This is a genomic window from Mycobacterium colombiense CECT 3035, assembly GCF_002105755.1.
Taxonomy (GTDB): domain Bacteria; phylum Actinomycetota; class Actinomycetes; order Mycobacteriales; family Mycobacteriaceae; genus Mycobacterium; species Mycobacterium colombiense.
In genome coordinates this window covers 582080-606055 of sequence record NZ_CP020821.1, presented here as the reverse complement: position 1 = coordinate 606055, position 23976 = coordinate 582080, and the positions used below count along the sequence as shown (strand labels likewise).

Sequence of the window (23976 nt, the reverse complement as noted above, 5' to 3'; positions counted from 1 at the left end):
TGACGTCCGCCGTTGCCGCGCTGGTACAACGGCCGTGACGACGGCCACACGGGCCCGGGACTATGAGCGACGCCCGCGGGCCCAGCGCAGCGCCGCCTCGGCGGCGTAATAGCCGCACAGGCCGTGGATGCCGGCCCCCGGCGGCGTGGACTGCGAACACAGGTAGACCCCCGGTACGCCGGTCGCATACGGGTTGGCCGAGACGCGCGGCCGCAGGATGACCTGGAGCCCGTCGTTGGCGCCGCCGAGGATGTCGCCACCGACGTAGTTGGCGTTGTAGGCCGCCAGCTCGGCGGTGCTTGTGCTGACCGTCGCGACGATGCGGTCGCGGAAGCCCGGGGCGAACCGCTCGATCTGGTCGATGATGGCCTCGGTGGCGTCGCCGGTGTAGCCGAACGGCACGTGCGCGTAGGCCCAGATCGGGTTGACGCCGCCCGCCGAGCGCGACGGGTCGGCCAGGTACTGCTGCCCGACGAGAACGAACGGCCGCCGGGCCATCGTGCCTTGCGCGCGTTGGCGTTCGGTGTCGGCGATCTCGGCGAAGCCGCCGCCCAGGTGCACGCTGCCCGCGCGCCCGCAGTCGGCGTTGGTCCACGGGATGTCGCCCTGGACGGCGAAGTCGACCTTGAACGCCGAGGACCCGTGGCGGTAGCGCCGGTAGGAACGTTTGATGCGGCCGGGCATGCCGTCGCCGTAGAGCCGCAGCGCCGCGGCGGGGGTCAGGTCGAGCATGACGATGTCGGCGTCGGGGATGTCGCGGCGGCCGGTGACGGTCACCCCGGTGGCGATGGCGCCGCCGTGCGCCTCCACGGCGGCGGCCAGGGCGCGGGTGATGGCCCCGGAGCCGCCCTCGGCGACCGGCCAGCCGTAGCGGTGACCGCTGGCCAGAAAGAGCAGCCCCATCGAAGCGGTCAGCGGGCGGTCCAGCCGGGTATAGATGTGCGCGGCGGCGCCGCCGAACAGCGCGCGGGCCTGTTCGGTGCGAAACCAACGCGCCATCACCGTGGCCGGCAGCAGCGCGCGCGGCCCGAAACCGGCCAGCCGCACCGGGTGGCGCGGGACGTGCAGCACGGGCCGGAGCAGGTCCTGCGCCAGCTGATCGAATCCGGCGGCGAGGTCCCCGACGGCGCGCCGCCAGCGGGTGGCGTCGGGCCCCATGCCCGCCGTCGTCCGGTCGATCGACTGGTACAGCACGCCGGCGGTGCCGTCGTCGAGCGGATGCGCGCAGTCGACCTCCGGCCACTTCCACGCCAGCCCGTAGCTCGGCAGGTCGATTTCCGTCCAGAACGGCGAACCGACGCCGAACGGGTGGGTGGCCGAGCAGACGTCGTGGATCACGCCGGGCACCGTCAGCTCGGCCGAGCGCGCTCCCCCGCCGACGGTGTCGCGGGCCTCCAGCACCTGCACCTCGACGCCGCGGCGGGCCAGCTGGATCGCGGCGGCCAGGCCGTTGGGCCCGGCGCCGACGACGACCGCTCTGGTCACGAAGCGCCGCCGCCACTAATGACGTGCACGGGGTAGTCGTCGCCGGGCTCGGGCCAGGGCTGGCGGCTCAGCATGGCCGCGACGTCGACGTAGCCCTCTTCGATCAGGCCGCTCTTGGCGTCAACGATGCGGTAGGCCTGCGTCTGGCGGTGGATCGGCTGGGCCTCCAGGATGATCACCCGCACGTCGCCGTCGCCGAAGTCGCAGCGCCGCTGCACGGCGGCCAGCAGCTGTTCGTTGTGCAGGTGGCCTTCGCCGAAGTTCCATCCGATCAGCGGTCCGGCGATGATCTCGCCGTCGCGCAACCGGTAGTCGGCCTCGTCGGCGCCGGCGGGCAAAGCGCGCGGCACCAGGCCGCCCAGCGCCCGCCCGTGCGTGTGCATGGATCGCCACGCCATCAACTTGTCGATCATCAGCTCGGCGGTCTGCGGATCGTAAAGCCGGGCAAGCTGATTGGGTGCCAGCGCCGACGCCTTGGTGATGTTCGCCTCGATCTTGTCCTCGGTGCCCCGACGCAGACACCAGGTGCTGGTGGCCCAGTTCCCCGCGTAGTAGCGCATCGCCGGTAGGAATGAAATCTGTTGCGGGAAAAGGTTTCCCATGATCGGCACCACCGCCAGCGCGACGATCAGGATGACCAGCAGCAGCGGCGAGCTCAGCCCGGCGGCCGTGACGCCGGCGTAGTGCCCGAACAGATAGAACAGCGAAAAGATGAAGAAGACGTTCCATTCCAGCGGGACGCCCATCGGAATGGTGGACGTGATGTTGAGGTGGAACAGCACCATGAAGGCGATCAGGAACCACGCCCAGCGGTGGCCGTCGGCGACGAACACCAGAACCAGCGGCACAAGGAACTCCGCGGTCGTCCCGCCGACGTGAGCCATCACCTTCGGGATCCACGACGGCCGCAAATCGTCGATCGGGTCGAGGTAGAGCCGGCGCTTGAACCAGTTGAACGCGCGGCCGCGCAGCAGTGGGCTGTTGCTCATCATCACCGCGACGACGTACGGGAAGTGGTGGTTGAGCTTTGAGGTCGCCGCGCCCCACCACAGCGCCAGCATGATGATCTTGAATGCGGCGATCTGGTCGGTGAACCCGAAGAAGAAGACCAGCAGGGTCAGCCCGTAGTGCTCGCCGCGCGCGGCCAGGAACACCGTCTTGTCCCGCAGGCCCAGCAGCGCCAGCGCGACGATGGCGGGCACCACCAGCATGGGATCGATCAGGCCGACGTCGCACGCCCCGGTGACCGGACCGCCCCGCCCCGGGGAGAGCAGCGCCCACACGCCGGAGGCCAGCACCACCAGATACAGCCCGACGTCGACGACGGTGCGACGGTCGCCCCGGGTGAACGGAACCTTGTCCGGCCAGGCCGGCAGCCGAATAGTGTTGGGCCGCAACCAATACAGGAAACCGCCGAACGGCGGCCAGAACCGCGCGGTCAGCGGCCCGGATCCGCAGCCCAGGCCCAGGATCTCGAAGAGCAGCGTGAAGACGACCAGCTTCTGGTACACGATCGGCTGTGTCCACCAGTCGGCGAGGTGGCCCAGCCCGCCCAGGCCCGGCGTCAGCGAGATCACCGCCGCCGCCCCGACGGCGTACCCGGCGATCTTGAAGACGTAGAACAGATAGACCGCGTACGGGGAGCCGAAGCCGTGCTCGACCCAGTGCCGGGTCATGATCTGACGCCTGGTCGAACGCGGCAGGCTGAGCCACGTCTGCGGGTCGACGTCGGGAAACTCCGGAGCCATGAATCCCATGGGCGGCCTCGTTCCTGTCTAGAAACCAGCTGGCCCATAGAATGTATCGGCACCGCCACGCGGGTGTGCCGATTTGCTGGCGGCGGCGCGTTACGCCGGCTACCTCGGCGGGGCTCCGGTCATGAAACCCGCTGCGACGTCAGGTGATTCAGCGTGGCCCGGCGCACAAACCGTTGGCGCAGCTTGTCGATCAGGCCGTCCAGCGTCCGCCGGTCCTGTTCGGCGGCGCGCACCAGGCGGCGCAGGTTAGCCACGGCGTCGACGTCGCCCTTGGCTTCCGCGGTCCCGATCTTGCGCTGATACTCCTCGAGGCGCTGGTCGATGAAGCCGCGCCGGCCGGCGAGCAGGCGCACGAAGTAGTCGGCCTGTTGCTGATCCGCGCTGTCCGCGGTGGCCGAGGCGAGCGCGTCAGCGGCCCGCTCGAGGGCCGGCGCGGGCCGGGACGCGGCTTGGGCCTGGCGGGTGGTTTCGCGGCGGGTCGCCGCGGTGTGGGAGGCCCGCCCGCGCCGGTCCCGGGTGCCGGCCGACCTGCGGGTGGCGCTCGCGCGTGTGCCGCGCTCAGGTGACAGACCGGCTACGTCCATCAGGTCCTCATTTCTCGAGGATTACTTAGGGCGCCGTAACCATAGCGCCCGTGCGGGGACCGCACCATACGCCCGAACGAAATAGGGTGAAACACCCTGACAGCAGCGCGGCTCCGGTCGCTACCATCGAGGGACTCGACTCGGCGGAGCCGCCGCGCGCGCGAGCGTCAAGGGAGGAACGTGACCGACAACGGCAACCCCGGCGGCGGGGACATCGGCAAATTCGACCCCGGCTTGACCCAGCGCCTGATGGCGGTGATGCGCCCCGTCCTGAAGACCTACTTCCGGTCCGAGGTGCACGGCCTGGAGGCGTTCCCGCCCGGCGGGGCATTGGTGGTCGGGAACCACTCCGGCGGCATGTTCCCGATGGACGTGCCGATCTTCAGCGTCCACTTCTACGACAAACTCGGCTACGACCGGCCGGTCTACACGCTGAGCCACGACATCCTGATGACCGGTCCCACCGGAGAGTTCTTCCGGCGCACCGGCTACATCCGCGCCAACCGGGAGAACGCGGCGGAGGCGTTGCGGTCCGGTGGCGTGGTGATCGTGTTCCCGGGCGGCGACTACGACGCCTACCGGCCCACCCTGTCGGAGAACGTCATCGACTTCAACGGCCGCAAGGGCTACGTGCGCACGGCGATCGAGGCGGGCGTCCCGATCGTGCCGGCGGTGTCCGTCGGCGGCCAGGAGACCCAGCTCTACCTGACCCGCGGCACCTGGCTGGCCGAGCGGCTGGGCATCAAACGCTTGCTGCGCAGCGCGATTCTGCCGTTGTCGTTCGGCTTCCCGTTCGGCCTGAGCGCGGTCATCCCGCCGAACCTGCCGCTGCCCACCAAGATCGTGACCCAGGTGCTGGAGCCCATCGACATCGCCAAGCAGTTCGGCGACGACCCGGACGTCGACGAGGTCGACGAGTACGTGCGGTCGGTGATGCAGGAGGCGCTGACCGACCTGGCCGCCAAGCGTCGCTTCCCGATCCTGGGCTGAGCCATGCCGAATCCGTTGAGCGAGACCCTCGGCCTGGTCACCACGCTGAGCCGCGCCGGGATGATCGCGCCGATGCGCCCCGACCGCTACCTCAAGATGGCCGCGGCGATGCGCCGCGAGGGCATGGGCATGACGGTCGGCTTCGCCAGTGCGGCGCAGCGCTGCCCGGATCGTCCCGGGCTGATCGACGAACGCGGCACGCTGACCTGGCGCGAGCTCGACGAGCGCATCAACGCGTTCGGCGCCGCGCTGCAACAGCTGCCCGCGGGCCAGCCGAAGGTCGTGGGCATCATGTGCCGCAATCACCGCGGCTTCGTCGAGGCGGTGGTGGCCGTCAACCGGATCGGCTCCGACGTCGTGCTGCTCAACACGTCGTTCGCCGGGCCGGCGCTGGCCGAAGTGGTCAACCGCGAGGGCGTCGACGCCGTGGTGTACGACGAGGAATTCACCCCCACGGTGGAGCGCGCGCTGGCCGACAGGCCGGACGCCGACCGCATCGTGGCCTGGACCGACAGCCACCACGACCTCACCGTCGAGGGGCTGATCGCCGAACACGCCGGCCAACAGCCGCGGCGCTCCGGCCGCAAGGGCAGGATGATCCTGCTCACCTCCGGCACCACCGGAACGCCCAAGGGCGCCAACCAAACCGGCGGCAATGCCGGAATCGGCACGCTCAAGGCGATTCTGGACCGCACGCCGTGGCGGGCCGAGGAGAACATCGTGATCGTGGCGCCGATGTTTCACGCCTGGGGGTTCTCCCAGTTGATCTTCGCCGCGTCCATGGCCTGCACGGTGATCACCCGGCGCAAGTTCGACCCGGAGGCCACGCTGGACCTCATCGACCGCCACCGGGCGACCGGGCTCGCCGTGGTGCCGGTGATGTTCGACCGCATCATGGAGTTGCCGCCCGACGTGCGGCGCCGCTACAGCTGCCGGTCCCTGCGATTCGCCGCGGCATCGGGTTCGCGGATGCGACCGGACGTGGTCATCGCGTTCATGGACGCGTTCGGCGACGTGATCTACAACAACTACAACGCCACCGAGGCCGGCATGATCGCGACGGCCACCCCGCAGGACCTGCGTGCGGCACCGGACACCGCGGGCCGGCCCGCCGGGGGAACCGAAATCCGGATCCTGGACCCGGATTTCAACGAGCTGCCCACCGGTGAGGTCGGCAGCATCTACGTGCGCAACAACACCCAGTTCGACGGCTATACCTCCGGCAGTACCAAGGACTTTCACGCCGGCTTCATGTCGTCGGGCGACCTGGGCTATCTGGACGAGGCGGGCCGCCTGTTCGTCGTCGGCCGCGACGACGAGATGATCGTCTCCGGTGGCGAGAACGTCTACCCGATCGAGGTGGAGAAGATTCTGGCGGCACATCCCGACGTGGCGGAGGCGTCTGTGATCGGCGTGGACGACGAACAATACGGGCAGCGGCTGGCGGCCTTCGTCGTGCTCGAGCCCGGCGCCGCGCTCGATGCGGGCGCCGCCCCCGAGGCGCTCAAGCAGCACGTGCGGGAGAACCTGGCCAACTACAAGATCCCCCGCGAGATCACCGTGCTGGACGAGCTTCCCCGCAGCAGCACCGGCAAGATCCTGCGCGCCGAGCTGCAAGCGCGGGTGACCGGCTGATGCGGCTGGCCCGGACCCTCAGAAAACCCCGGCCGCTGGGTCGGGCCGCCCTCGAATTGGCCAACGCCGCCAACGGATTACGGCCACTGGCCCGCAAGGGCTACACCACCGTGCTGGTCTTCTGGTTCGGCTGGCCCGCCTCGGAGGTGCCCGGCGTCTACTTCTCCGCCTCGCTGCTCGACGCCCTGCGGCGGGGCCGCCGCGGCGACTTCGCGGGGCGACGCGGCAAGGCCGCCCTGGCCCTGACGGCGGCGTCGTGGGCCATCCTGGGCGTGATCAAATATCGCGGCGTCACCACCCCCGGCCCGGTGCTGGAGGCGGGCCTGCGCGACCAACTCGGCGACGACTACGAGGAGGCGCTGAGCAAGCTGCCCCAGAGCACGCCGACGCGCAGCGGGCGGCGCAGCCTGCCGCTGGGCAACACCGTGGCGCGCCGCCGCTACGTCGAGAAGACCAACGTGGTGTCCTACGGTCCGCACGGCCGCGCCAACCTCGCCGACATCTGGCGCCGCCACGATCTGCCCCGCGACGGCAAGGCGCCCGTGCTGCTGCAGGTCCCCGGCGGCGCCTGGGTGATCGGAATGCGCCGCCCCCAGGCCTATCCGCTGATGAGCCACCTGGCCGCGCGCGGCTGGGTGTGCGTGTCGATCGGCTACCGGGTCTCGCCGCGGCACACCTGGCCCGACCACATCGTCGACGTCAAGCGCGCGCTGGCCTGGGTCAAGGAGAACATCTCCCGCTACGGCGGCGACCCGAACTTCGTGGCCATCACCGGCGGATCCGCCGGCGGCCACCTGTGCTCGCTGGCGGCGCTGACGCCCAACGACCCGAAGTTTCAGCCCGGGTTCGAGGATGCGGACACCTCGGTGGTCGCCGCGGTGCCGGTGTACGGGCGCTACGACTGGTTCTCCACCGAGGGCGAGGGCCGGCGCGAATTCGTGGACCTGCTCCAAAAGTTCGTCGTCAAAAAGAAATTCGCCACCCACCGCGACGTCTACGTCGACGCGTCGCCGATCCGGCGGCTGCGCGCCGACGCACCTCCGTTCTTCGTCCTGCACGGACACGACGATTCGCTGATCCCCGTCGGCGAGGCCGAAGAATTCGTCGAGGAACTGCGCGCGGTGTCCAAGAATCCGGTCGCCTACGCCGAATTACCGCACGCCCAGCACGCTTTCGACATCTTCAGCTCTCCGCGGGCGCATCGGTCCGCGGAGGCCGTGGCGCGATTCCTGTCGTGGGTGTACGCGACCAATCCGCCCGAGCGCGACTGAGGTATCGCGCGAGCGCCACGCTGGCGTGGCTCCGGGGCGCGAGCGTCACGCTGGCGTGGCTGGATGTGGATAATCGGGTCGAACTGACCTGACGTCCGTCGCGGTTTATGCAACGCTGCCGCCATGGCGGAGCCATTCATCGGCAGTGAGGCAGTAGCGAACGGCGACGTCGATAAGAGCGCTTTGCGGACGCACTATAGGAAGTTGTTCCGCGATGTGTATGTCGAACCCGACGTCGAGCTCACTCCCCTGGTTCGCGCCCGCGCAGCGTGGCTGTGGTCGCGTCGGCGAGGCATTATCGCGGGGCTGTCGGCCGCCGCCGTTCATGGTGCTAAGTGGGTGGACGCCACGGCACCGCTTGAGATTCTCCATAACAATAGAAACCCGTTGCCGGGATTGCGGATTCACAGTGACCGGCTAGAAGAGGACGAATTCACGCTGATCGACGGTGTTCCCGTGACGACGCCGGCGCGGACTGCCGTCGACCTGGGATGCTGGCATCCGATAAACGACGCGGTGGCCGTGATCGACGACCTGCTTCGCGCAACCGACGCCAAGGTGGCCGAGTTTCAGATACTGGCCGAACGGTATCCGGGTCGACGCGGCATTCAGTCGGCACGTAACGCAATTGATCTTGCGGATGCCGGCGCGCAGTCGCCGAAGGAAACGTGGGTGCGGCTGTTGCTGATACGGGCGGGGCTGCCCCGCCCACAAACGCAGATCCCGGTGAGTGACGAGTTCGGCGGATCAACTTATTACCTCGACATGGGTTGGGAGAATTTCAAAGTCGCTGCAGAGTACGACGGTGAGCAACATCGTCGGGACCGCTGGCAATACACATGGGACATCAGACGGCGCGAAACGCTCGAACGTCTGGGCTGGATGGTTATTCGAGTGGTCGTGGGCGATCGCCCCGCAGACATCGTCAGCCGGGTACGAGCCGCCTTGGCCTTGCGTCAGTCACACTAGCGTTCCGCTCGCTTGCGTCAGTCACACTAGCGTGACGCTCGCTAGAGGAACACCAGGCACCTAGCTGCTCTCGCGCGCGGCGGCCTTCTCCAGGTCGGTCAACGCAGGCTCGATCCGATCGGCCATGTCGTCGATGTCGTTGGCCACCTCGGGGGTGGTCACGAAACCGAAGTCCAGGTAGTCGGTGTAGGAGAAGCAGGTGATGTTGAGCGCGACGTCCATCACCGGCGGCCCCAGCGGCACCAGCGAAACCAGCTTGGCGCCGGCCATGTACAGCGGGAACGGCGGGCCCGGCACGTTGGAGACAACCAGGTTGATGGGAGCCAGGTTTCGCGACAGCCCGCTGGCCGTGTAGGCCCGCGCGGCCAGCCCCAACAACCCCGGCGGCGTGGTCTCGGTCAGCCCCATGATCTGATGCGCCGACAACGCCTTGGCCATCAGCTTGGCGTTCTGGGTGCTTTGGTGAATGGCCCGCAGCCGCTCCCCCGGATCGTCGACGTCGGTGGCCAGCGAGACGGTCATCGAGCTCACCTTGTTGCCGACGTCGTCCTTGTCGTCGTCGGTGCGCGTGGAGACCGGGATCTGCGCGATCAGCGGTTTGGCGGGCAGCTCCCCGCGCTTCTGTAGGTAGTCGCGGACCGCGCCGGCGACCAGCGCGAGCACGACGTCGTTGAGCTTGACGCCGTATGCGTCTTTGATGACTTTGGCGCGGGACAATTCGACGCGGCAGCCCGTGATGCGCCGATGCGGCGAGACCGGCGCGTTGAAGCGGGTTTTGGGCGCCTCGAAGTAACGCGGCGGCCTGCTGCGCACGCCCACCGTGGCGATCTGCTGGCGCACGGTCTGCTCCACCAGTCGCGCGATGCGGAACGGCGTCTTGACACCGACGTTGATCAGCGCGCCGACCGCACGGCGTTCGATGCCCGGAATCTGCAATCCCACCAGCGATCCGACCGTTTCCTGTTGCGGCGGCCGCGGATCCGGTGTGACGTCCAAAAGGATCTCACCCAGGCCGGCGCCCGAGACGCCGTCGACGATGGCGTGGTGCATCTTGGTCAGCGACGCGATCCGGCCGCCCTCGACCCCCTCGATCACCCACATCTCCCAGAGCGGGCGGGCACGGTCCAGCTTGTACGACATCAGCCGCCCCACCAACTCCTCGAGTTCGCGCCGGCCACCGGGCGCCGGAACCGCGATGCGCCGGATGTGGAAATCGGGGTCCAGGTCCTCGTCTTCGACGAACCACGGCCGGTCCAGGCCAAGGGGTGCCCCGGTGACCCGCCAGCGCAGTTGCGGCAGCTCCGGCAGCCGCTCGATGATCAACTCACGCAGTCGCTGAAAGCTGTACTCCGGCGCGTCCTTCGGGTCGCAAATCGCCAGCGCCCCCACATGCATGTGCCAGCCCGCAGTTTCGGCCGACCAAAACGCCGCGTCAACACTCGAAAGCCGCTTCATCACCTGACCGTAGCCCCCCAAGGCCGTCCCCACCAGCAATGCCGCTAAGCGACGCGCATCGTCGTCAGGCGTCCTCGAGCAAATCCGGCGTGACCGCCGACTCGGTGTCGGGAATGCCCTCGACCTTCGCCTTGCGATCGGCCATCGACAGCAGCCGCCGGATACGCCCCGCGACAGCATCTTTCGCCATCGGCGGGTCGGCGAGCCGGCCGAGCTCCTCCAGCGACGCCTGCCGGTGCTCGACGCGCAGCTTGCCGGCCGAGGCCAGATGGTCGGGGACGGTGTCGCCCAGGATCTCCAGCGCCCGCTCCACCCGCGCGGCGGCCGCGACCGCGGCCCGAGCCGAGCGGCGCAGGTTGGCGTCGTCGAAGTTGGCGAGCCGGTTGGCCGTGGCCCGGACCTCGCGCCGCATCCGGCGCTCCTCCCACACCAGCCGGGTGTCCTGCGCGCCCATCCGGGTCAGCAGCGCGCCGATCGCCTCGCCGTCGCGCACCACCACCCGGTCGGCGCCCCGCACCTCGCGGGCCTTCGCGCTGACACCGAGCCGGCGCGCGGCACCCACCAACGCCAGCGCCGCCTCCGGACCGGGGCAGCTGACTTCCAGCGCCGACGAGCGGCCCGGCTCGGTCAGCGACCCGTGCGCCAGGAAGGCCCCCCGCCAGGCGGCCTCGGCGTCGCCTACGCTGCCGCCCACCACCTGGGCCGGCAGTCCGCGCACCGGGCGGCCGCGGTTGTCGAGCAGGCCGGTCTGGCGCGCCAGCGCCTCACCGTCGTTGGCCACCCGCAGCACGTACCGGGTGCTCTTGCGAATCCCGCTGGCCGACAACACATGTACGACGGCGTTGTATCCGTAGAGCTCGAAAATGTCCTTGCGCAACCGCCGCGCGACGTTGCCCAGGTCCACCTCGGCCTCGACCACGACGCGGCCGCCGACGATGTGCAGCCCGCCGGCGAACCTCAGCAGGGATGTGACCTCCGCCCGGCGCGCGCTGACCGATTTCACGATGAGGCGGCTCAGTTCGTCCTTGACTTCGGTCGTCATCGCCACGCGTCGTCACCCCTTGGTCCGCTGCCGGCCGGTCCACTCCCACCGACTGGCGGGCTTGCACCGTCGACCCGAATATCCGCGGTGGCCGTGACCGAAGGCGGTCCCGGAGCCTTGTGGGCCGCCCGGACCCCGTCCAGGGCCGCCGCGAGCTTGCCTGGATCATGTAAAGGTGTACCAGGTCTGGCCACGTCGGCGAAGTGGACCTCGGCCGAAAGCAGTGTGGCGGTACGGCGCAGTTGTTCGCGTTCGCGCTCACTGGGCACCCGTTCGGCGTCGATGATGATGTCGTGCACGCTGAATTCCGGTGCGTGCTGGGCCAGCACGTGCAGATGACGCTCGACCGAGAAGCCGGCCGTCTCCCCCGGCTCGGCCACCAGGTTGAGCACCAGGGCGCGCCGCGCGGTGGTCGCCCGCAGCGCCGCCGCCAGGCCGGGCACCAGCACGTGCGGGATCACGCTGGTGAACCACGAGCCGGGGCCAAGCACCACCAGATCGGCGGACATGATGGCGTCGACGGCCTGCCGGGTCGCCGGGGGGTTGTCCGGCAGCAGCCGCACGCGGCGCACCTTGCCCGGCGTGCTCGCGATCGCCACCTGGCCGCGGATCAGCCGGAACATCCGCGGGTCGCTTTCCAGACCGGACACGTCGGCCTCGATCTGCAGCGCGATCGGGCACATCGGCAGCACCCGGCCCTTGACGCCGAGGATGCGCCCGAGCTCGTCGAGGGCGGCCACCGGATCGGCCAGCACCTCGGACAGGCCGGCCAGCATCAGGTTGCCGATCGGATGCCCGGCCAGGGCGCCGCTGCCGCCGAACCGGTGCTGCAGGATGGTCGCCCACAGCCGCCCGTGGGGGCTGTCGGATGCCAAGGCGGCCAACGCCATTCGCAGATCGCCCGGCGGGACAACGTCCAGCTCGCTGCGCAGCCGGCCGGACGAGCCACCGTCGTCGGCCACGGTCACCACCGCGGTGACGTGGGGAGTCAGCCGGCGGGCCGCCGACAGCGTCGCGTACAGGCCGTGCCCGCCGCCCAGCGCGACGATGCCCCGGTTCATCGGCTCGGTCATTCGCGGCCCAGATCCCGGTGCAGCACCCGCACCGACAGCTGTGCTTCGCCCTTCTGGGCGTTCAGCAACTGCATCAATGCCTCCGCGATCGCGACGCTGCGATGCTTGCCCCCCGTGCAGCCGATGGCGACCGTCATATAGCGCTTGCCCTCCCGGCGGTAGCCGTCGACGACCAAAGACAGCAATCGATGGTAGGCGTCGAGGAACTCGGCCGCGCCGGGCTGGCTCAACACGTAATCCCGCACCGCGGGGTCCTGCCCGGTGCGGGGACGCAACTCGTCGACCCAGTGCGGGTTCGGCAGGAACCGCACGTCCATCACCATGTCGGCGTCCATCGGCAGGCCGTACTTGAAGCCGAAGGACTCGACCGTGACGCTGGTGGTCGCGCTGGCGACGCCGGCGAAGGCCCGCTCGATGGTCTCGCGCAAGCCGCGCACCGACAGCGTCGAGGTGTCGATGATCAGGTCGGCGGTGGCGCGAACCGATGCCAGCATCCGGCGCTCGGCCGCGATCCCCTCGGCCAGGGTCTGATCGCCCTGCAGCGGGTGACTGCGCCGGTTCTGTTCGTAGCGGCGCACCAACATGTCGTCGGATGCTTCCATGAACACCACGCGCGGGGCGATGTTCCGGGTGGCCAGCTCGGTGCGCACCGAGTCCAGGTCACCGGTGAAGCCGCGCGACCGCACGTCCATCACCACCGCGAGCTGGGTGATCCGCGAGCCGGCGGCCAGACCGAAATCGACCATCCGGGTGATCAGCTGCGGGGGCAGGTTGTCGGCCACATACCAGCCGAGGTCTTCGAGCACCTTGGCTGCGGTACCCCGCCCGGCACCGGATAACCCGGTCACCAGAACGACGTCGATACCGGCCGGGGCATCCACCGAGCGGCCGCCCGCGAACTCATTCGCGCCCGTCACCGGGCGGCCTCGGACCGGTCCGGTCGCAGCGCCTCCAGGACGGCGGTGGCGGTTGCCACCCCGATGCCGGGAACGGCGGTGATCTGGTCGACGGTGGCCTCCTTGAGGCGGGCTATCGATCCGAAATGGCTTACCAGTGCCTTGCGGCGATGTTCTCCCAATCCTGGCACCGAATCCAGCACCGATGCCGTCATTCGCTTGGATCGCTTGCTGCGATGGTAGGTGATCGCGAACCGATGCGCTTCGTCACGGACGCGCTGCAGCAGATAAAGTCCCTCGCTGTTGCGCGGCATGATGACGGGATCCGGCTCCGACGGCACCCACACCTCTTCGAGCCGCTTGGCCAGGCCGATCACCGCGACGTCGGTGATGCCGAGCTCCTCGAGCACCGCGCTGGCCGCGTTGACTTGCGGCGCACCGCCGTCGACGACGTACAGGTTCGGCGGGTAGGCGAACCGGCGAGACTTTCCTTCCGGCGAAAGCATATTCGGGTCGTTTTGTTCACTCAGGTGCCGCGCGAAGCGGCGCCGGGTCACCTCGGCGATGGAGGCGACGTCGTCGGAGCGCCCCTGCCCCGCGGCTTCCCGGATGCTGAAGTGCCGGTAGTCCGATTTGCGCGGCAGGCCGTCCTCGAACACCACCAGCGAACCCACCACGTCGGTGCCCTGGACATGGCTGATGTCCACGCATTCGATGCGCAGCGGCGCGTCCGACAAGCCGAGGGCTTCCTGGATGTTCTGCAGCGCAGCGGATCTGGCGTTGAAGTCGCCGGCGCGCCTCAGCTTGTGTTGCTGCAGCGCCTCTTTCGCGTTGCGCTGCACGGTCTCGGCCAGCGCGCGTTTGTCGCCGCGCTGCGGCACCCGCAGCGCCACCCGGGATCCGCGCAGGGCGGACAGCCAGCTGGTCAGCTCCCCGGCATTGGACGGCAGGCAGGGCACCAGCACCTCGCGCGGCACCGGGTTCACCGATTCGTCTGCGGCGCCGCCTAATTCGGCCTGCTCACCGTAGAACTGGGTGAGGAACTGCTCGACCAGCTGCTCCTCACCGGAATCGCCAGGGTCGGCGGACTTTTCGACGATCCAGCCGCGCTGGCCGCGGACCCGGCCGCCACGGACGTGGAACACCTGAACCGCGGCCTCGAGTTCGTCGTCGGCGAACGCCACCACGTCGGCGTCGGTGCCGTCGCCCAGCACGACGGCCTGCTTTTCCATCGCCCGCTTCACCGCGCCCAGGTCGTCGCGCAGCCGCGCGGCCCGCTCGAAATCGAGCTGCTCGGCCGCGGCGTTCATCTGCTGTTCGAGCTCCCGGGCGAACCGGTCGGTCTTGCCGGACAGGAAGTCGCAGAAATCGTCCACGATCTGGCGATGCTGCTCCGCGCTGACCCTGCCGATGCACGGCGCCGAGCATTTGTCGATGTACCCAAGCAGGCAGGGGCGGTCGATCTGCTTGTGCCGCTTGAAAACTCCCGCCGAGCAGGTGCGAGCCGGAAACACGCGGGTCAGCAGGTCCAGCGTTTCCCGGATGGCCCACGCGTGCGAGTAGGGCCCGAAGTACCGCACCCCTTTGCGCCGCGGGCCGCGGTAGACCATCAGCCGCGGGAATTCCTCGTTGAGGGTCACCGCGAGCACCGGGTAGGTCTTGTCGTCGCGATAGCGGACGTTGAACCGCGGATCGAACTCCTTGATCCAGTTGTATTCGAGCTGCAGCGCCTCGACTTCGGTGTTGACCACCGTCCACTCGACCTTGGCCGCGGTGGTCACCATCTGCCGGGTTCGCGGGTGCAGGCTGGCGATGTCGGCGAAGTATGACGTCAGCCGGCTACGCAGGCTCTTGGCCTTGCCGACATAAATGACTCGCCCGTACGGATCCCGGAAGCGGTAGACGCCGGGCTCGACCGGGATGGACCCGGGCGCGGGGCGGTAGGTGGCGGGATCGGGCACAGATCCAGGCTAGTAGCCGCCGGTGTGGCGCCGAGAATGGCCGGGCGCGTGCGGGTGCCGGTCTAGTGTGGTGCGTACCCGTCGCCGCGATGTCTGAGGGGGATTACCGTCGAGTCCTCGCTAGCCTGGTTACTGCAGCCCCTCGGTGTCGACGCCTTCCTCGACGAGATCTGGGCGCGCAGGCACCACCACGTCCGGCGCTGCCGGCCGGGCTACTTCGACCGGCTGCTGCCCGGGCCGTCGGCCGTCGACGAACTCCTCGAGCATGTGCGGCCAGAGCCGTCGGCCGTGCGGCTGGTCAAGGGCGGCGAGGACAAGGATCCCGCGGCGTACCTCGGCGGCGACGGCGGCCTGGACCCGGCCCGGGTCCGCGACGGCCTGGCCGAGGGTTACACGATCGTCGTCAATGGGGTCGAGAGCTATCTGCGCACCATCGCATCGTTGTCCCATTCCATCGAGGTCGAGCTGGACTTCCCGACCCGGGTGAACGCCTACGTCACGCCGCCCGAGTCGACCGGCTTTGCCCCGCACTACGACCCGCACGACGTGCTGGTCCTGCAGATCCAGGGATCCAAGACGTGGCATGTGTCCGACGGGCCCGCGGTGCCGCCGCACGAGATCCAGCGGCGCAGGGGCGTTGGGACGGACGGGCTCACGTCGTCGACCGACGTGTGCCTGCAACCCGGCGACGTGTTGTATCTGCCGCGCGGCCAAGTGCATTCGGCCGAAACGCACGCCGAGCCGTCGGTCCATCTGACGATCGGGCTCCATGCGCCCACCGTGCTCACACTGCTCACGCACGAGCTGTACGCGCTGAGCCTGCGCGATCCGCGGGTGCACGCCCGCTTAGCGCCGCGGCACCACCGTGACGCAGCCGCCCGCGCCGGCCTGGGCGACCTCGTGCGCGACAGCCTGCGCGCCCTCGAGGATCCCGAGCTTTTCACCGAAAGCCTCGACGCGCTGGCCGACGTCCTGGTCCGGCGGGGCCGATGCCCTCCGGTCGGCCGGGTCAGCGACACCGTCGGGATCGACGGCCAGACGCTGGTCGCGAAGTACGAACCGCTCTATGCGCGGGTGGCGCGCGTCGACGACCGCGTCGTCCTGCGGTTCGCGCAGCTGTCGGTGGGCGCCGGCGCCGACCATGAAGCGGCGATGCTGTTCCTCGCCGAGCGCACCGAGCCGTTTCGGGTCGGCGAGCTGCCCGGGTTGGCCCCGGCGCAGCAGATCGGACTGGCCCAGACGCTGATCCTGAACGGCTTCTTGGTCCGGCTGTCCAAAACCTGACAATTAGCTTCGCGTATCCGGTGAAATCCGGGATTCCTATCCGTATTTGCGGATAATTTCGGCGTAAGCTTCGGTACATGCGGGTCGCTGTCCGCGCGGCCGTTGTCCGTATCGCGCAGCGACGCGGTATCGGTGGCCAGCCTCCGCCGAGGCCGCAACGGCGCATCGCCGAAAACGCTGAAAAGCACTGAGAGGCCAGGACATCCCCCGCGCGGCCGCCGGTCACGCGGGGACCGCTGACCCGTTCGTCGGGAGGAGCGCAACATGGCAGCACGGGCGCGCACGGGTGGTCGACGATGACCATGCCGATCTGGGCCGCCTTTCCCCCGGAAGTGAATTCGGCGGCGCTCTCTACCGGCCCGGGGCCCGCATCGCTGCTGAACTCGGAGGCGGCGTGGCTGCAGCTGAGCAACGAATACGCTACGGCGGCCGCCGAACTCAGCGACCTGCTGGCGGAGGTGCAGGCCGGGACGTGGCAGGGCCCCACCGCGGAGAAATTTGTGGCCGCGCACGTGCCGTATCTGGCATGGCTGCTGCAGAACAGCGCCAACAGTTCGGCGGCGGCCCTCGAGGCGGATACCGTCGCCGCGGCCTACACCGCCGCCTTGGAGGCCATGCCGACGCTGACGGAGATAGCAGCCAACAAAGCACTGAACGCCGAACTGGAGGCGACGAATTTCTTTGGCGTGAATACGATTCCGATCGCGCTCAACGAGCTCGACTATCTGCGGATGTGGCTACAGGCGGCCACCGCGATGGCCATCTACGAAGCGGTATCGGAGACCGCCATGACGTGGGCCCCACCCACCGCGCCGCCCCCGCAGATCCAGCTGACCAACCCGCCCAACCAAGACGCGGGAGGCGGGGCGGATCAGCTGAGCTGGTGGGTAGATCGCGTGGAAATGGTCGCCCAAGAACTCCACACAGACCTGAGCTCTGGATCCAACCCGTCTACGGCCATCCACACGCTGCTGACCGACCCACTGCTCCTCAAGGTTCCGCACTGGGCGGGCGAGGCGCTCTACACGTTCCCTGCCACCCAGGTGCCGCAATTGGCGCAGCTCTCCGTCGGCCTGATCGCGCCCTTCATCCCCGTCGCCGGCGCGGCGGGTCTGGCGGGGCTGGCGGGGTTGGCCGGCGCGGCCCAACCCGCCCCCACGCTGCCGGGCGCGGTGGCCGCGCCGGCTCCCTCGCACACGGGAACGCCCGTCGCCATGGCACCCGGTCTCGGCGCGCCCGCTCCAGCCCGGCCGCCGCACCGGCACCCGCCCCGGCGCCCGCCGCGGCATCGGCGGCGCCCGCCGCCGCGCCCGCGCCGCCCGCCCCCGGCGTCCCGGCATTCAGCTACCCCTATGTGGTCGGCCCTCCCGGCCTGGGCGCCGGCACGGCGATGAGCCTCGGGTCTCGCGCCGGACAGAAGTCGCCCGCGCCCGACGTCGTCGCGGCGCCCGCCGCCGCGGCCCAGCGCGAGCAGGTCCGGCGCCGCGGGCGCTCGCGGCCTTGTCTGATCGACCCCGGGCACCGCTACGAGTACCTGGACGCCGGTTCGGATGCGGAATCCGGCGACGCGACGCCGTCGGAGCGGGGCGCGGGGCAGATGGGGTTTGCCGGCACCGCTCCGGGGTCGGGCCCCGCTCCCGTGGGTTTGACCACAGTCGCCCGCGCTTCCCTGGACGACAGCCCGGGCCCGCCGCTGTTGCCGAGCAGCTGGAGTCAGGAAACCGAAGAAAGGACAACCGGGCAGGTAGAAGGGCCGTAACGGGCCCCGCGCGCGGTCGTGACGGTTTGGACGGCTTCCGTTCCGGCTACCAAGCTCCTAGCTCAACGTTAAAGTGGGGGCAGAGCAATGGAGGGAGTCCGTAAATGATGAAGCGCTCGTTGGCCAAACTGGCCGTCACGGTGGGCGGTCTGGCATTGGCGTCGACCGCTGGGGCCGGGATCGCATCGGCTGATCCCGATTACGGTCCGATGATCCACACCACCTGTAGCTACGACCAGGCGATGCGGGCCGTGCACGCCGAGAACCCGATGGCCGCCCAGTACCTCGACCAATCGCCGCCGAACCAGCAGTTCTTGCAGCAGTACCTGGCGTCGTCGCCCGATCAGCGGGTGAACCTGCTGCACGCGATCGAGCACAACCAGGGGGCGCAGCAGGCGCTGCCGATCTTCCAGCAAATGATGACGGACTGCACTCGGTACTGAGCGCACCCGACTCGGGCTTCCCGGCCCACCAGTTGAACCACCAGGCGACGGGCCACCGCGTTTAAGCGGTGCGCCCGTCGACCTGTGCTCGTCGCTTCGCCGCCCAGTCCGGCATGGGGAATCCGGGGGCGTTGTTACAGGCCGACAGCAACAAGGCCGCGTGGGGCAGCACGGCCAACCCGTAATCGCACGTCCAGGCCGGCTCGGTCATCGTCCACACCAGGACGCCGTCGGCCGGAATACCGAAATAACTCAGCCGCATCGCGGTAAATGCCCCTTGGGGGGAGACGCCCACCGCGTCGTCGCGGCACTTGGAAACCGCGCTGAAGCCACCCCACACCACGTCGTGGGCGTCCAGCGCATTGTCGTAGAGGTCGATCGACTCGGCATACATCGCCGGCCCACTGAACTGGTACGCGGATTCGGCGTGGTCCGACGGGCCGGGCGGCCGCAGCGGCGAAGCCTTGAACAGCTGCGCCGCCGAGCAGTCCGGTGGCCGAGCGCTGGTGAAGTAGTTGTCTCCCACCGGGATCGCGGCCGGCGCGCCGAACGGCGTGTCATCCCCGCTCTGCAGCAGCAGGTCTTGCGCGCGGGCCGGCGGGCGCTTCACCGGCGCCGACGGCGATCACCCGGACTGGCCGGACGCTCGGACCGCGCGTCCCCCGACCACGGCGTCGCACCCGCCCAGTGCCAGAACGGCGACGACGGCGGCCACGGCTACCCGCGCCTGAAGAGCCATCGGCTGATGGTACAGCGCTCAGTGCGTCGGCAGGTCCGGCCGATAGCGCGCCAGCAGCGACCGCACCGTGTCCATGGCGTCCACCGCGCGGCCCTTGTCAACGGCCTGGATCGCCATCACGGGTATGTACTCGTCATCGGGCAGGTCGATGCGCGCCCAGCGGTGTCCCACCGGAAACGACACGCCGGCAACATCAGGCCACTCGATCAGCTTGTCGCCCAACAGGTTTCGTACCGAAACACCGGACGGCCCCACCCGCAGCCGCGGACGCGCGAACAACAACACGACCCCGGCGATGACCAGGCCCAGCACCGCGATCGCCACCTGATCGGAGGTCTGAAAAACCACACCGGTGGACCCGACCTTGAGCAGCAGGCCCACCGCGATGTGCGCCGCGGCGATGAGAAACGCCGCCCCATAGGCGAATAACGGTGTGCGATGGGGACGCAGCACCGCATCCCAGGACTCGCGGTCCGGCGTCGACGTCACGACTGAGCGCGCAACTCACGCAGGGTGAGCGCGGTGGTGAGGGCCGCCAGCGTGGCTTGGGCCCCTTTGTCCTCGGCGGATTCCGGAAGGCCGGCCCGGTCCAGGGCCTGCTGCTCGGTGTCGGTGGTCAGCACGCCGTTGGCCACCGGTGTGGAAGTGTCCAGCGACACCCGCGTCAGGCCCTGCGTCACTGCATCGCACACGTACTCGAAATGCGGTGTCTGACCCCGAATTACGACCCCCAGAGCGACTACCGCGTCGTGGTTGCGGGTGAGTTCCTGCGCAATGACCGGGATCTCGATCGCGCCGATCACGCGCACCACCGTCGGGTCGTCGATACCCGATTCCGAAGCCACCTTGCGGGCGCCCGCCAGCAGTGCGTCACAGATTTCGCTGTGCCAGGTACTCGCGACCAGGGCCAGTCGCAGGCCGGATGCATCGAGCGGCGGAACCTCGGGCACACCCTCGGCGGGGCTCATCTGCGCTCCTCCTCAGCATCGCAATGCCCGGCATCGTCGCGGGGAGGGCTCACAAAGCACCGCCGAATTCACCTGGCAGATGGACGGATTCGTGAAAGTCGTCCAGCCCGGCCAGGTCGTGGCCCATCTTGTCCCGCTTGGTCATCAGGTAGCGGATGTTCTCCGCGTTGGCGCGCACCGGCAGCGGCACTCGCTCGATGATGTGCAGGCCGTACCCGTCCAGCCCGACCCGCTTGGCCGGGTTGTTGGTCAGCAGCCGCATCGAGCGCACCCCGAGGTCCACCAGGATCTGCGCGCCGATGCCGTAATCCCTTGCGTCGGCGGGTAACCCGAGCTTGAGGTTGGCGTCGACGGTGTCTTCACCGGCGTCCTGCAGCTGATAGGCCTGCAGCTTGTGCATCAACCCGATGCCGCGGCCCTCGTGGCCGCGCATGTACAGCACGATGCCGCGTCCCTCGCGGGCGACCATCGCCATCGCGGCGTCCAGCTGCGGCCCGCAATCGCAACGGCGCGAACCGAATACGTCACCGGTCAGGCACTCGGAGTGCACGCGCACCAAGACGTCATCGCCATCGGAGTTCGGCCCGGCGATGTCCCCGCGCACCAGCGCGACGTGTTCGACCTCTTCGTAGATGCTGGCGTAGCCGATGGCACGAAACTCGCCGTGCCGCGTCGGTATGCGGGCCTCGGCGATCCGGGCGATGTGCTTCTCGTGCTTGCGGCGCCACTCGATCAGGTCGGCGATGGTGATCATCGCGAGGTCGTGTTCGTCGGCGAACACCCGCAGTTCGTCGGTCTGCGCCATCGAGCCCTCGTCTTTTTGGCTGACGATTTCGCAGATGGCGCCCGCGGGTTGCAGCCCGGCCAGCCGGGCCAGGTCGACGGCGGCCTCGGTGTGACCGGGACGGCGCAACACGCCGCCGTCCTTGGCGCGCAACGGAACCACGTGACCGGGCCGGGTGAAGTCGTCGGCGGCGCTGGTGGGATCGGCCAGCAGCCGCATCGTGGTCGCCCGGTCCGAGGCCGAAATCCCGGTGCCCACACCCCGTCTCGCATCGACGGTGACGGTGTAGGCGGTGCCGTGCTTGTCCTGGTTCACCGCGTACATCGGCAGCAGACCCAGCCGGTCGCAGATCTCGCCGTCCAGCGGCACGCACAGGTATCCCGAGGTGTAGCGCACCATGAACGCCACCATCTCCGGCGTCGCCTTCTCGGCGGCGAAGATCAGATCGCCCTCGTTCTCGCGGTCCTCGTCGTCGATGACGATGACGGCCTTGCCGGCCGCAATGTCGGCAACCGCCCTCTCGACGGAGTCCAACCTCGTCATCTTTTGCTACCTCGCCGTTCCCGCTGTCCGGCGGGAACACTGTCGAAACGGCTCACACGAGAAGCCCACGTGTTGCATTCAGTATGAACCACGGCGGCCCCGCCGTTATTGCCCCGGCTTGATCAGTGGGACGGCCGCGGATCGCGTTACGCCGCTGGGCCCGTCGGCGACGCCGGCGGCCTGACCACCTCCGATGGCCGCGCGGTTGCCTTGTCGCCGCCGGTCGCCACGGCGTCGCGGCGCCGGGCGGGGCCTCGCCGCCCCCGCCGGCGGTCGGGCAAGCGTTGCCGGGATCACAATTTTCGCTTGCCCGCGAGCAATCCGGCGCCGCCCTTCGGGCCGTCGCGCTTTTCCCGGGAAACGCACCCGTGCGAAACGGATACGGGACCGCCCCGCAAACAGGTTGTCGCCGTCAAGAATCGTTGGCCCCGACGGCTATATCGTCACCAGGTGCCATAAATACGGCCATGAAAAGGCCCTATACTCCGTAACCCTTTGCACCAGATATGTGTTGACTGTGCCTAATATTTGACACGAGCAAACGACAAACTCGGGTTTCGCAGCCATTGCCGCGGGGAAATACAGCGGAATGAATACCAACACGCAAACACGACCGTGGGTCCGGTTGTGCACCGGTGCGCTCGCGGCCGGCGGCCTGGCCATGTCCGCGCTCGGGCTGTCCGCCGGTACCGCCGCGGCGGCGCCTCCCCCGCCGCCCATGTATCACCACCACTGGTGCCCGGGCGATCAGTGGGACCCGGGCTGGGGCCCCTACCAGAACTGGAACAACTGCCGTGACTGGGACGACAACAACGGCGGCCCGGGTGACCAGGCCGGCTACGGGGCTCCGCCGTGGGCGGGGCCGCCGCCACCGCCGCCCCCGTGGGCACCGTGGGCTCACATCATCTGGGATCCCGGCATGAACCATTGGGGTTACTGGGAAGGCCCCAACTGGCGCCCGGTGTAATCGCCGAGTAGCCAGCCGATCCGAAGCGGGCCGCTGCCGCGGTGCGAGACGCCGCGGCAGCGGCCCGCTGTCGTGATCCCCGTGCCGCTTCCGAGCCGGCCTGAGGGTCTCGCTGCCGAAGCGGCTACGAGGGCTCGCCTTCGGCGGGACAGTCGTGTGCTTCGGCCAGGTGGCGTAAGACTCGTTCGTTGAGGGCGGCGAGCATGTCGAGCTCGGCCGGGGTGAGCAGGTCGATGAAGTTCCGGCGGACGTCCTCGACGTGCCCGGGTGCCGCTTTCTCGATGGCGGCGCGGCCGGCCGGCAGCAGGCAGACCATGGTGCTGCGGGCGTCGTCGGGGTTGGGTTCGCGACAGATCAGCCCGTCCTTCTGCATGCGTCGCACCTGGTGGGAGACGCGGCTCTTCTCCCAGCCCAGGGTGTTGCACAGCTCATGGGCGGGCATGCGGTCCCCGTCGTGGCCCGAGAGCACCGCCAGGATCTCGTAGTCGGCCCCGGACAGGCCCGATTCCTGCAGGCGCCGGTTCAGGTGCACGTCGAGCTGGTGGTGCGCGTGCTGGAAGGCCCGCCAGGCGCGGTCTTCGCGGGGGCTCAGCCAGTTCGGTTCCATCGTCCCCCATGCTATCGGATTGGTTGACTGATCAACAAACACGGGCCTAAGGTGGATGCGTCAACCTTTTCGCTCGCAATCCAGAAGGGACACCTCATGAGCAGCATCAGCATCATCGGAACCGGGAACATGGCCCGCGCCATCGGCGCGCTGGCGGTAGCGGGCGGCAATACCGTCGAGGTCATCGGCCGCGATCAGGCCAAGGCCGCCGCCCTGGCCGAGGCCCTCGGCGGCGGCGCGACGACGGGAGAGTTCGGCGCCGTCCCGGCCGGCGACATCGTCATCGTTTCCCTGTTGTACGCCAACGTCGTTCCGGTCGTCGCCCGGTACGGAGACGCCCTCGCGGGCAAGGTCGTCGTCGACATCAGCAACCCGTTCAATACCGCGGCCGACGGGCTGGCGATCCCCGATGACACCTCGATCGCGCAGGAAGTCGCCAAGGCCGCCCCCGCCAGCGCCAGCGTGGTGAAGGCGTTCAACACCATCTTCGGTGTCGTCCTGGCCCAGGGCCGACCGCTCGACGTCTTCATCGCCGGCGACGACGCACGCGCCAAGGCGGACGTGGCGGTGTTCATCGAGAGCCTCGGGTTGCGCCCACTGGACGTCGGCGGCCTGAACATGGCGCACTGGCTGGAAGGAACGGGCCTGGTCATGATGGGTCTAGCCCGCCACGGGGTGGGGAACTTCGACTTCGCCCTCGGCGCCACCGGCTGAGCCGCACTGCCCCGGTCCACGCCGTGAATCAACGGGGCGACATGCGCCCC

General features: G+C 69.1%; 21 protein-coding genes and 2 pseudogenes. 9 read left to right on the top strand and 14 right to left on the bottom strand.

Annotation, left to right across the window (positions count from 1 at the left end; genetic code table 11):
* Window positions 1–60: 60 nt before the first annotated feature.
* From B9D87_RS03140 to B9D87_RS03130, 3 genes are all read right to left on the bottom strand, one after another.
* Window positions 61–1485: a phytoene desaturase family protein gene (locus B9D87_RS03140; protein WP_007774310.1), complete on the bottom strand. Its 1425-nt coding sequence runs from the start codon at window positions 1483–1485 to the stop codon at window positions 61–63.
* Entirely contained in the window at window positions 1482–3242 is a 1761-nt protein-coding gene (locus B9D87_RS03135; RefSeq protein ID WP_007774312.1) for a DUF3556 domain-containing protein, read from the bottom strand. Before B9D87_RS03135 ends, B9D87_RS03140 begins: the two co-directional genes overlap by 4 nt.
* Window positions 3243–3361: 119 nt before the next feature.
* Window positions 3362–3826, bottom strand: coding sequence for a hypothetical protein (locus tag B9D87_RS03130; RefSeq protein WP_007774314.1), 465 nt, complete (start codon window positions 3824–3826; stop codon window positions 3362–3364).
* A gap of 249 nt (window positions 3827–4075) precedes the next feature.
* On the opposite strand from B9D87_RS03130, the gene B9D87_RS03125 reads away from it, so the two are divergent.
* The 4 genes from B9D87_RS03125 to B9D87_RS03110 all read left to right on the top strand — a co-directional run bounded on the left by B9D87_RS03125 (window position 4076) and on the right by B9D87_RS03110 (window position 8691).
* Window positions 4076–4816 carry a lysophospholipid acyltransferase family protein gene (locus tag B9D87_RS03125; RefSeq protein ID WP_238553491.1) on the top strand — a complete coding sequence of 247 codons (741 nt, stop codon included), beginning with the start codon at window positions 4076–4078 and terminating at the stop codon, window positions 4814–4816.
* Between the two features lie 3 nt (window positions 4817–4819).
* The gene (fadD12, locus tag B9D87_RS03120) at window positions 4820–6451 is read left to right on the top strand and encodes an acyl-CoA ligase FadD12 (protein WP_007774317.1); all 1632 of its coding nucleotides are present in this window, start codon (window positions 4820–4822) and stop codon (window positions 6449–6451) included.
* Window positions 6451–7722, top strand: a complete 1272-nt coding sequence (locus B9D87_RS03115; RefSeq protein WP_007774318.1) for an alpha/beta hydrolase — start codon at window positions 6451–6453, stop codon at window positions 7720–7722. The genes fadD12 and B9D87_RS03115 overlap by 1 nt, the downstream gene beginning before the upstream one ends.
* A 123-nt stretch (window positions 7723–7845) precedes the next feature.
* The gene (locus B9D87_RS03110; protein WP_040631333.1) at window positions 7846–8691 is read left to right on the top strand and encodes a DUF559 domain-containing protein; all 846 of its coding nucleotides are present in this window, start codon (window positions 7846–7848) and stop codon (window positions 8689–8691) included.
* Between the two features lie 60 nt (window positions 8692–8751).
* Here the strand turns inward: B9D87_RS03110 and B9D87_RS03105 are convergent, their stop codons facing one another.
* From B9D87_RS03105 to B9D87_RS27890, 6 genes are all read right to left on the bottom strand, one after another.
* Window positions 8752–10146, bottom strand: a complete 1395-nt coding sequence (locus B9D87_RS03105) for a WS/DGAT/MGAT family O-acyltransferase (RefSeq protein WP_040631335.1) — start codon at window positions 10144–10146, stop codon at window positions 8752–8754.
* 64 nt (window positions 10147–10210) lie between these two features.
* Window positions 10211–11188 carry a DNA-binding protein WhiA gene (whiA, locus tag B9D87_RS03100; RefSeq protein WP_085382831.1) on the bottom strand — a complete coding sequence of 326 codons (978 nt, stop codon included), beginning with the start codon at window positions 11186–11188 and terminating at the stop codon, window positions 10211–10213.
* Complete coding sequence (gene yvcK, locus B9D87_RS03095) at window positions 11185–12249, bottom strand: uridine diphosphate-N-acetylglucosamine-binding protein YvcK (protein ID WP_007774322.1); 1065 nt, start codon at window positions 12247–12249, stop codon at window positions 11185–11187. Before yvcK ends, whiA begins: the two co-directional genes overlap by 4 nt.
* A gap of 8 nt (window positions 12250–12257) precedes the next feature.
* Window positions 12258–13178, bottom strand: a complete 921-nt coding sequence (rapZ, locus tag B9D87_RS03090) for an RNase adapter RapZ (protein ID WP_007774324.1) — start codon at window positions 13176–13178, stop codon at window positions 12258–12260.
* Entirely contained in the window at window positions 13175–15118 is a 1944-nt protein-coding gene (gene uvrC, locus B9D87_RS03085) for an excinuclease ABC subunit UvrC (RefSeq protein ID WP_007774325.1), read from the bottom strand. The genes rapZ and uvrC overlap by 4 nt, the downstream gene beginning before the upstream one ends.
* Window positions 15119–15247: 129 nt before the next feature.
* The gene (locus B9D87_RS27890; protein ID WP_415623695.1) at window positions 15248–15385 is read right to left on the bottom strand and encodes a hypothetical protein; all 138 of its coding nucleotides are present in this window, start codon (window positions 15383–15385) and stop codon (window positions 15248–15250) included.
* Between the two features lie 21 nt (window positions 15386–15406).
* Between B9D87_RS27890 and B9D87_RS03080 the strand changes: the two genes are divergently transcribed.
* The 3 genes and pseudogenes from B9D87_RS03080 to B9D87_RS03070 all read left to right on the top strand — a co-directional run bounded on the left by B9D87_RS03080 (window position 15407) and on the right by B9D87_RS03070 (window position 18604).
* Window positions 15407–16402 carry a cupin domain-containing protein gene (locus B9D87_RS03080; protein ID WP_415623694.1) on the top strand — a complete coding sequence of 332 codons (996 nt, stop codon included), beginning with the start codon at window positions 15407–15409 and terminating at the stop codon, window positions 16400–16402.
* Window positions 16403–16698: 296 nt separating this feature from the next.
* Window positions 16699–18161: pseudogene (locus tag B9D87_RS03075) on the top strand (PPE family protein).
* Window positions 18162–18265: 104 nt separating this feature from the next.
* Entirely contained in the window at window positions 18266–18604 is a 339-nt protein-coding gene (locus tag B9D87_RS03070; protein ID WP_007774328.1) for a hemophore-related protein, read from the top strand.
* A gap of 61 nt (window positions 18605–18665) precedes the next feature.
* Here the strand turns inward: B9D87_RS03070 and B9D87_RS03065 are convergent.
* From B9D87_RS03065 to B9D87_RS03050, 4 genes and pseudogenes are all read right to left on the bottom strand, one after another.
* A pseudogene (locus tag B9D87_RS03065) lies at window positions 18666–19343 on the bottom strand (hypothetical protein).
* Window positions 19344–19361: 18 nt separating this feature from the next.
* Window positions 19362–19832 (bottom strand): PH domain-containing protein, encoded by a 471-nt coding sequence (locus B9D87_RS03060; RefSeq protein ID WP_007774331.1) that lies wholly within the window; start codon window positions 19830–19832, stop codon window positions 19362–19364.
* Window positions 19829–20311 (bottom strand): 6,7-dimethyl-8-ribityllumazine synthase, encoded by a 483-nt coding sequence (ribH, locus tag B9D87_RS03055; RefSeq protein ID WP_007774332.1) that lies wholly within the window; start codon window positions 20309–20311, stop codon window positions 19829–19831. The genes B9D87_RS03060 and ribH overlap by 4 nt, the downstream gene beginning before the upstream one ends.
* Before the next feature lie 49 nt (window positions 20312–20360).
* Window positions 20361–21638, bottom strand: coding sequence for a bifunctional 3,4-dihydroxy-2-butanone-4-phosphate synthase/GTP cyclohydrolase II (locus B9D87_RS03050; protein WP_007774333.1), 1278 nt, complete (start codon window positions 21636–21638; stop codon window positions 20361–20363).
* A 589-nt stretch (window positions 21639–22227) separates the two neighbouring features.
* Between B9D87_RS03050 and B9D87_RS03045 the strand changes: the two genes are divergently transcribed.
* On the top strand, window positions 22228–22605 hold the full coding sequence (locus tag B9D87_RS03045) for an Mtp family mycobacterial-type pilin (protein WP_007774334.1): 378 nt from the start codon (window positions 22228–22230) through the stop codon (window positions 22603–22605).
* A 124-nt stretch (window positions 22606–22729) separates the two neighbouring features.
* Here B9D87_RS03045 and B9D87_RS03040 read toward each other — a convergent pair whose 3' ends face one another.
* Window positions 22730–23212: a MarR family winged helix-turn-helix transcriptional regulator gene (locus B9D87_RS03040; RefSeq protein ID WP_007774335.1), complete on the bottom strand. Its 483-nt coding sequence runs from the start codon at window positions 23210–23212 to the stop codon at window positions 22730–22732.
* Between the two features lie 96 nt (window positions 23213–23308).
* On the opposite strand from B9D87_RS03040, the gene B9D87_RS03035 reads away from it, so the two are divergent.
* On the top strand, window positions 23309–23926 hold the full coding sequence (locus tag B9D87_RS03035; protein WP_007774339.1) for an NADPH-dependent F420 reductase: 618 nt from the start codon (window positions 23309–23311) through the stop codon (window positions 23924–23926).
* Window positions 23927–23976: the final 50 nt, after the last annotated feature.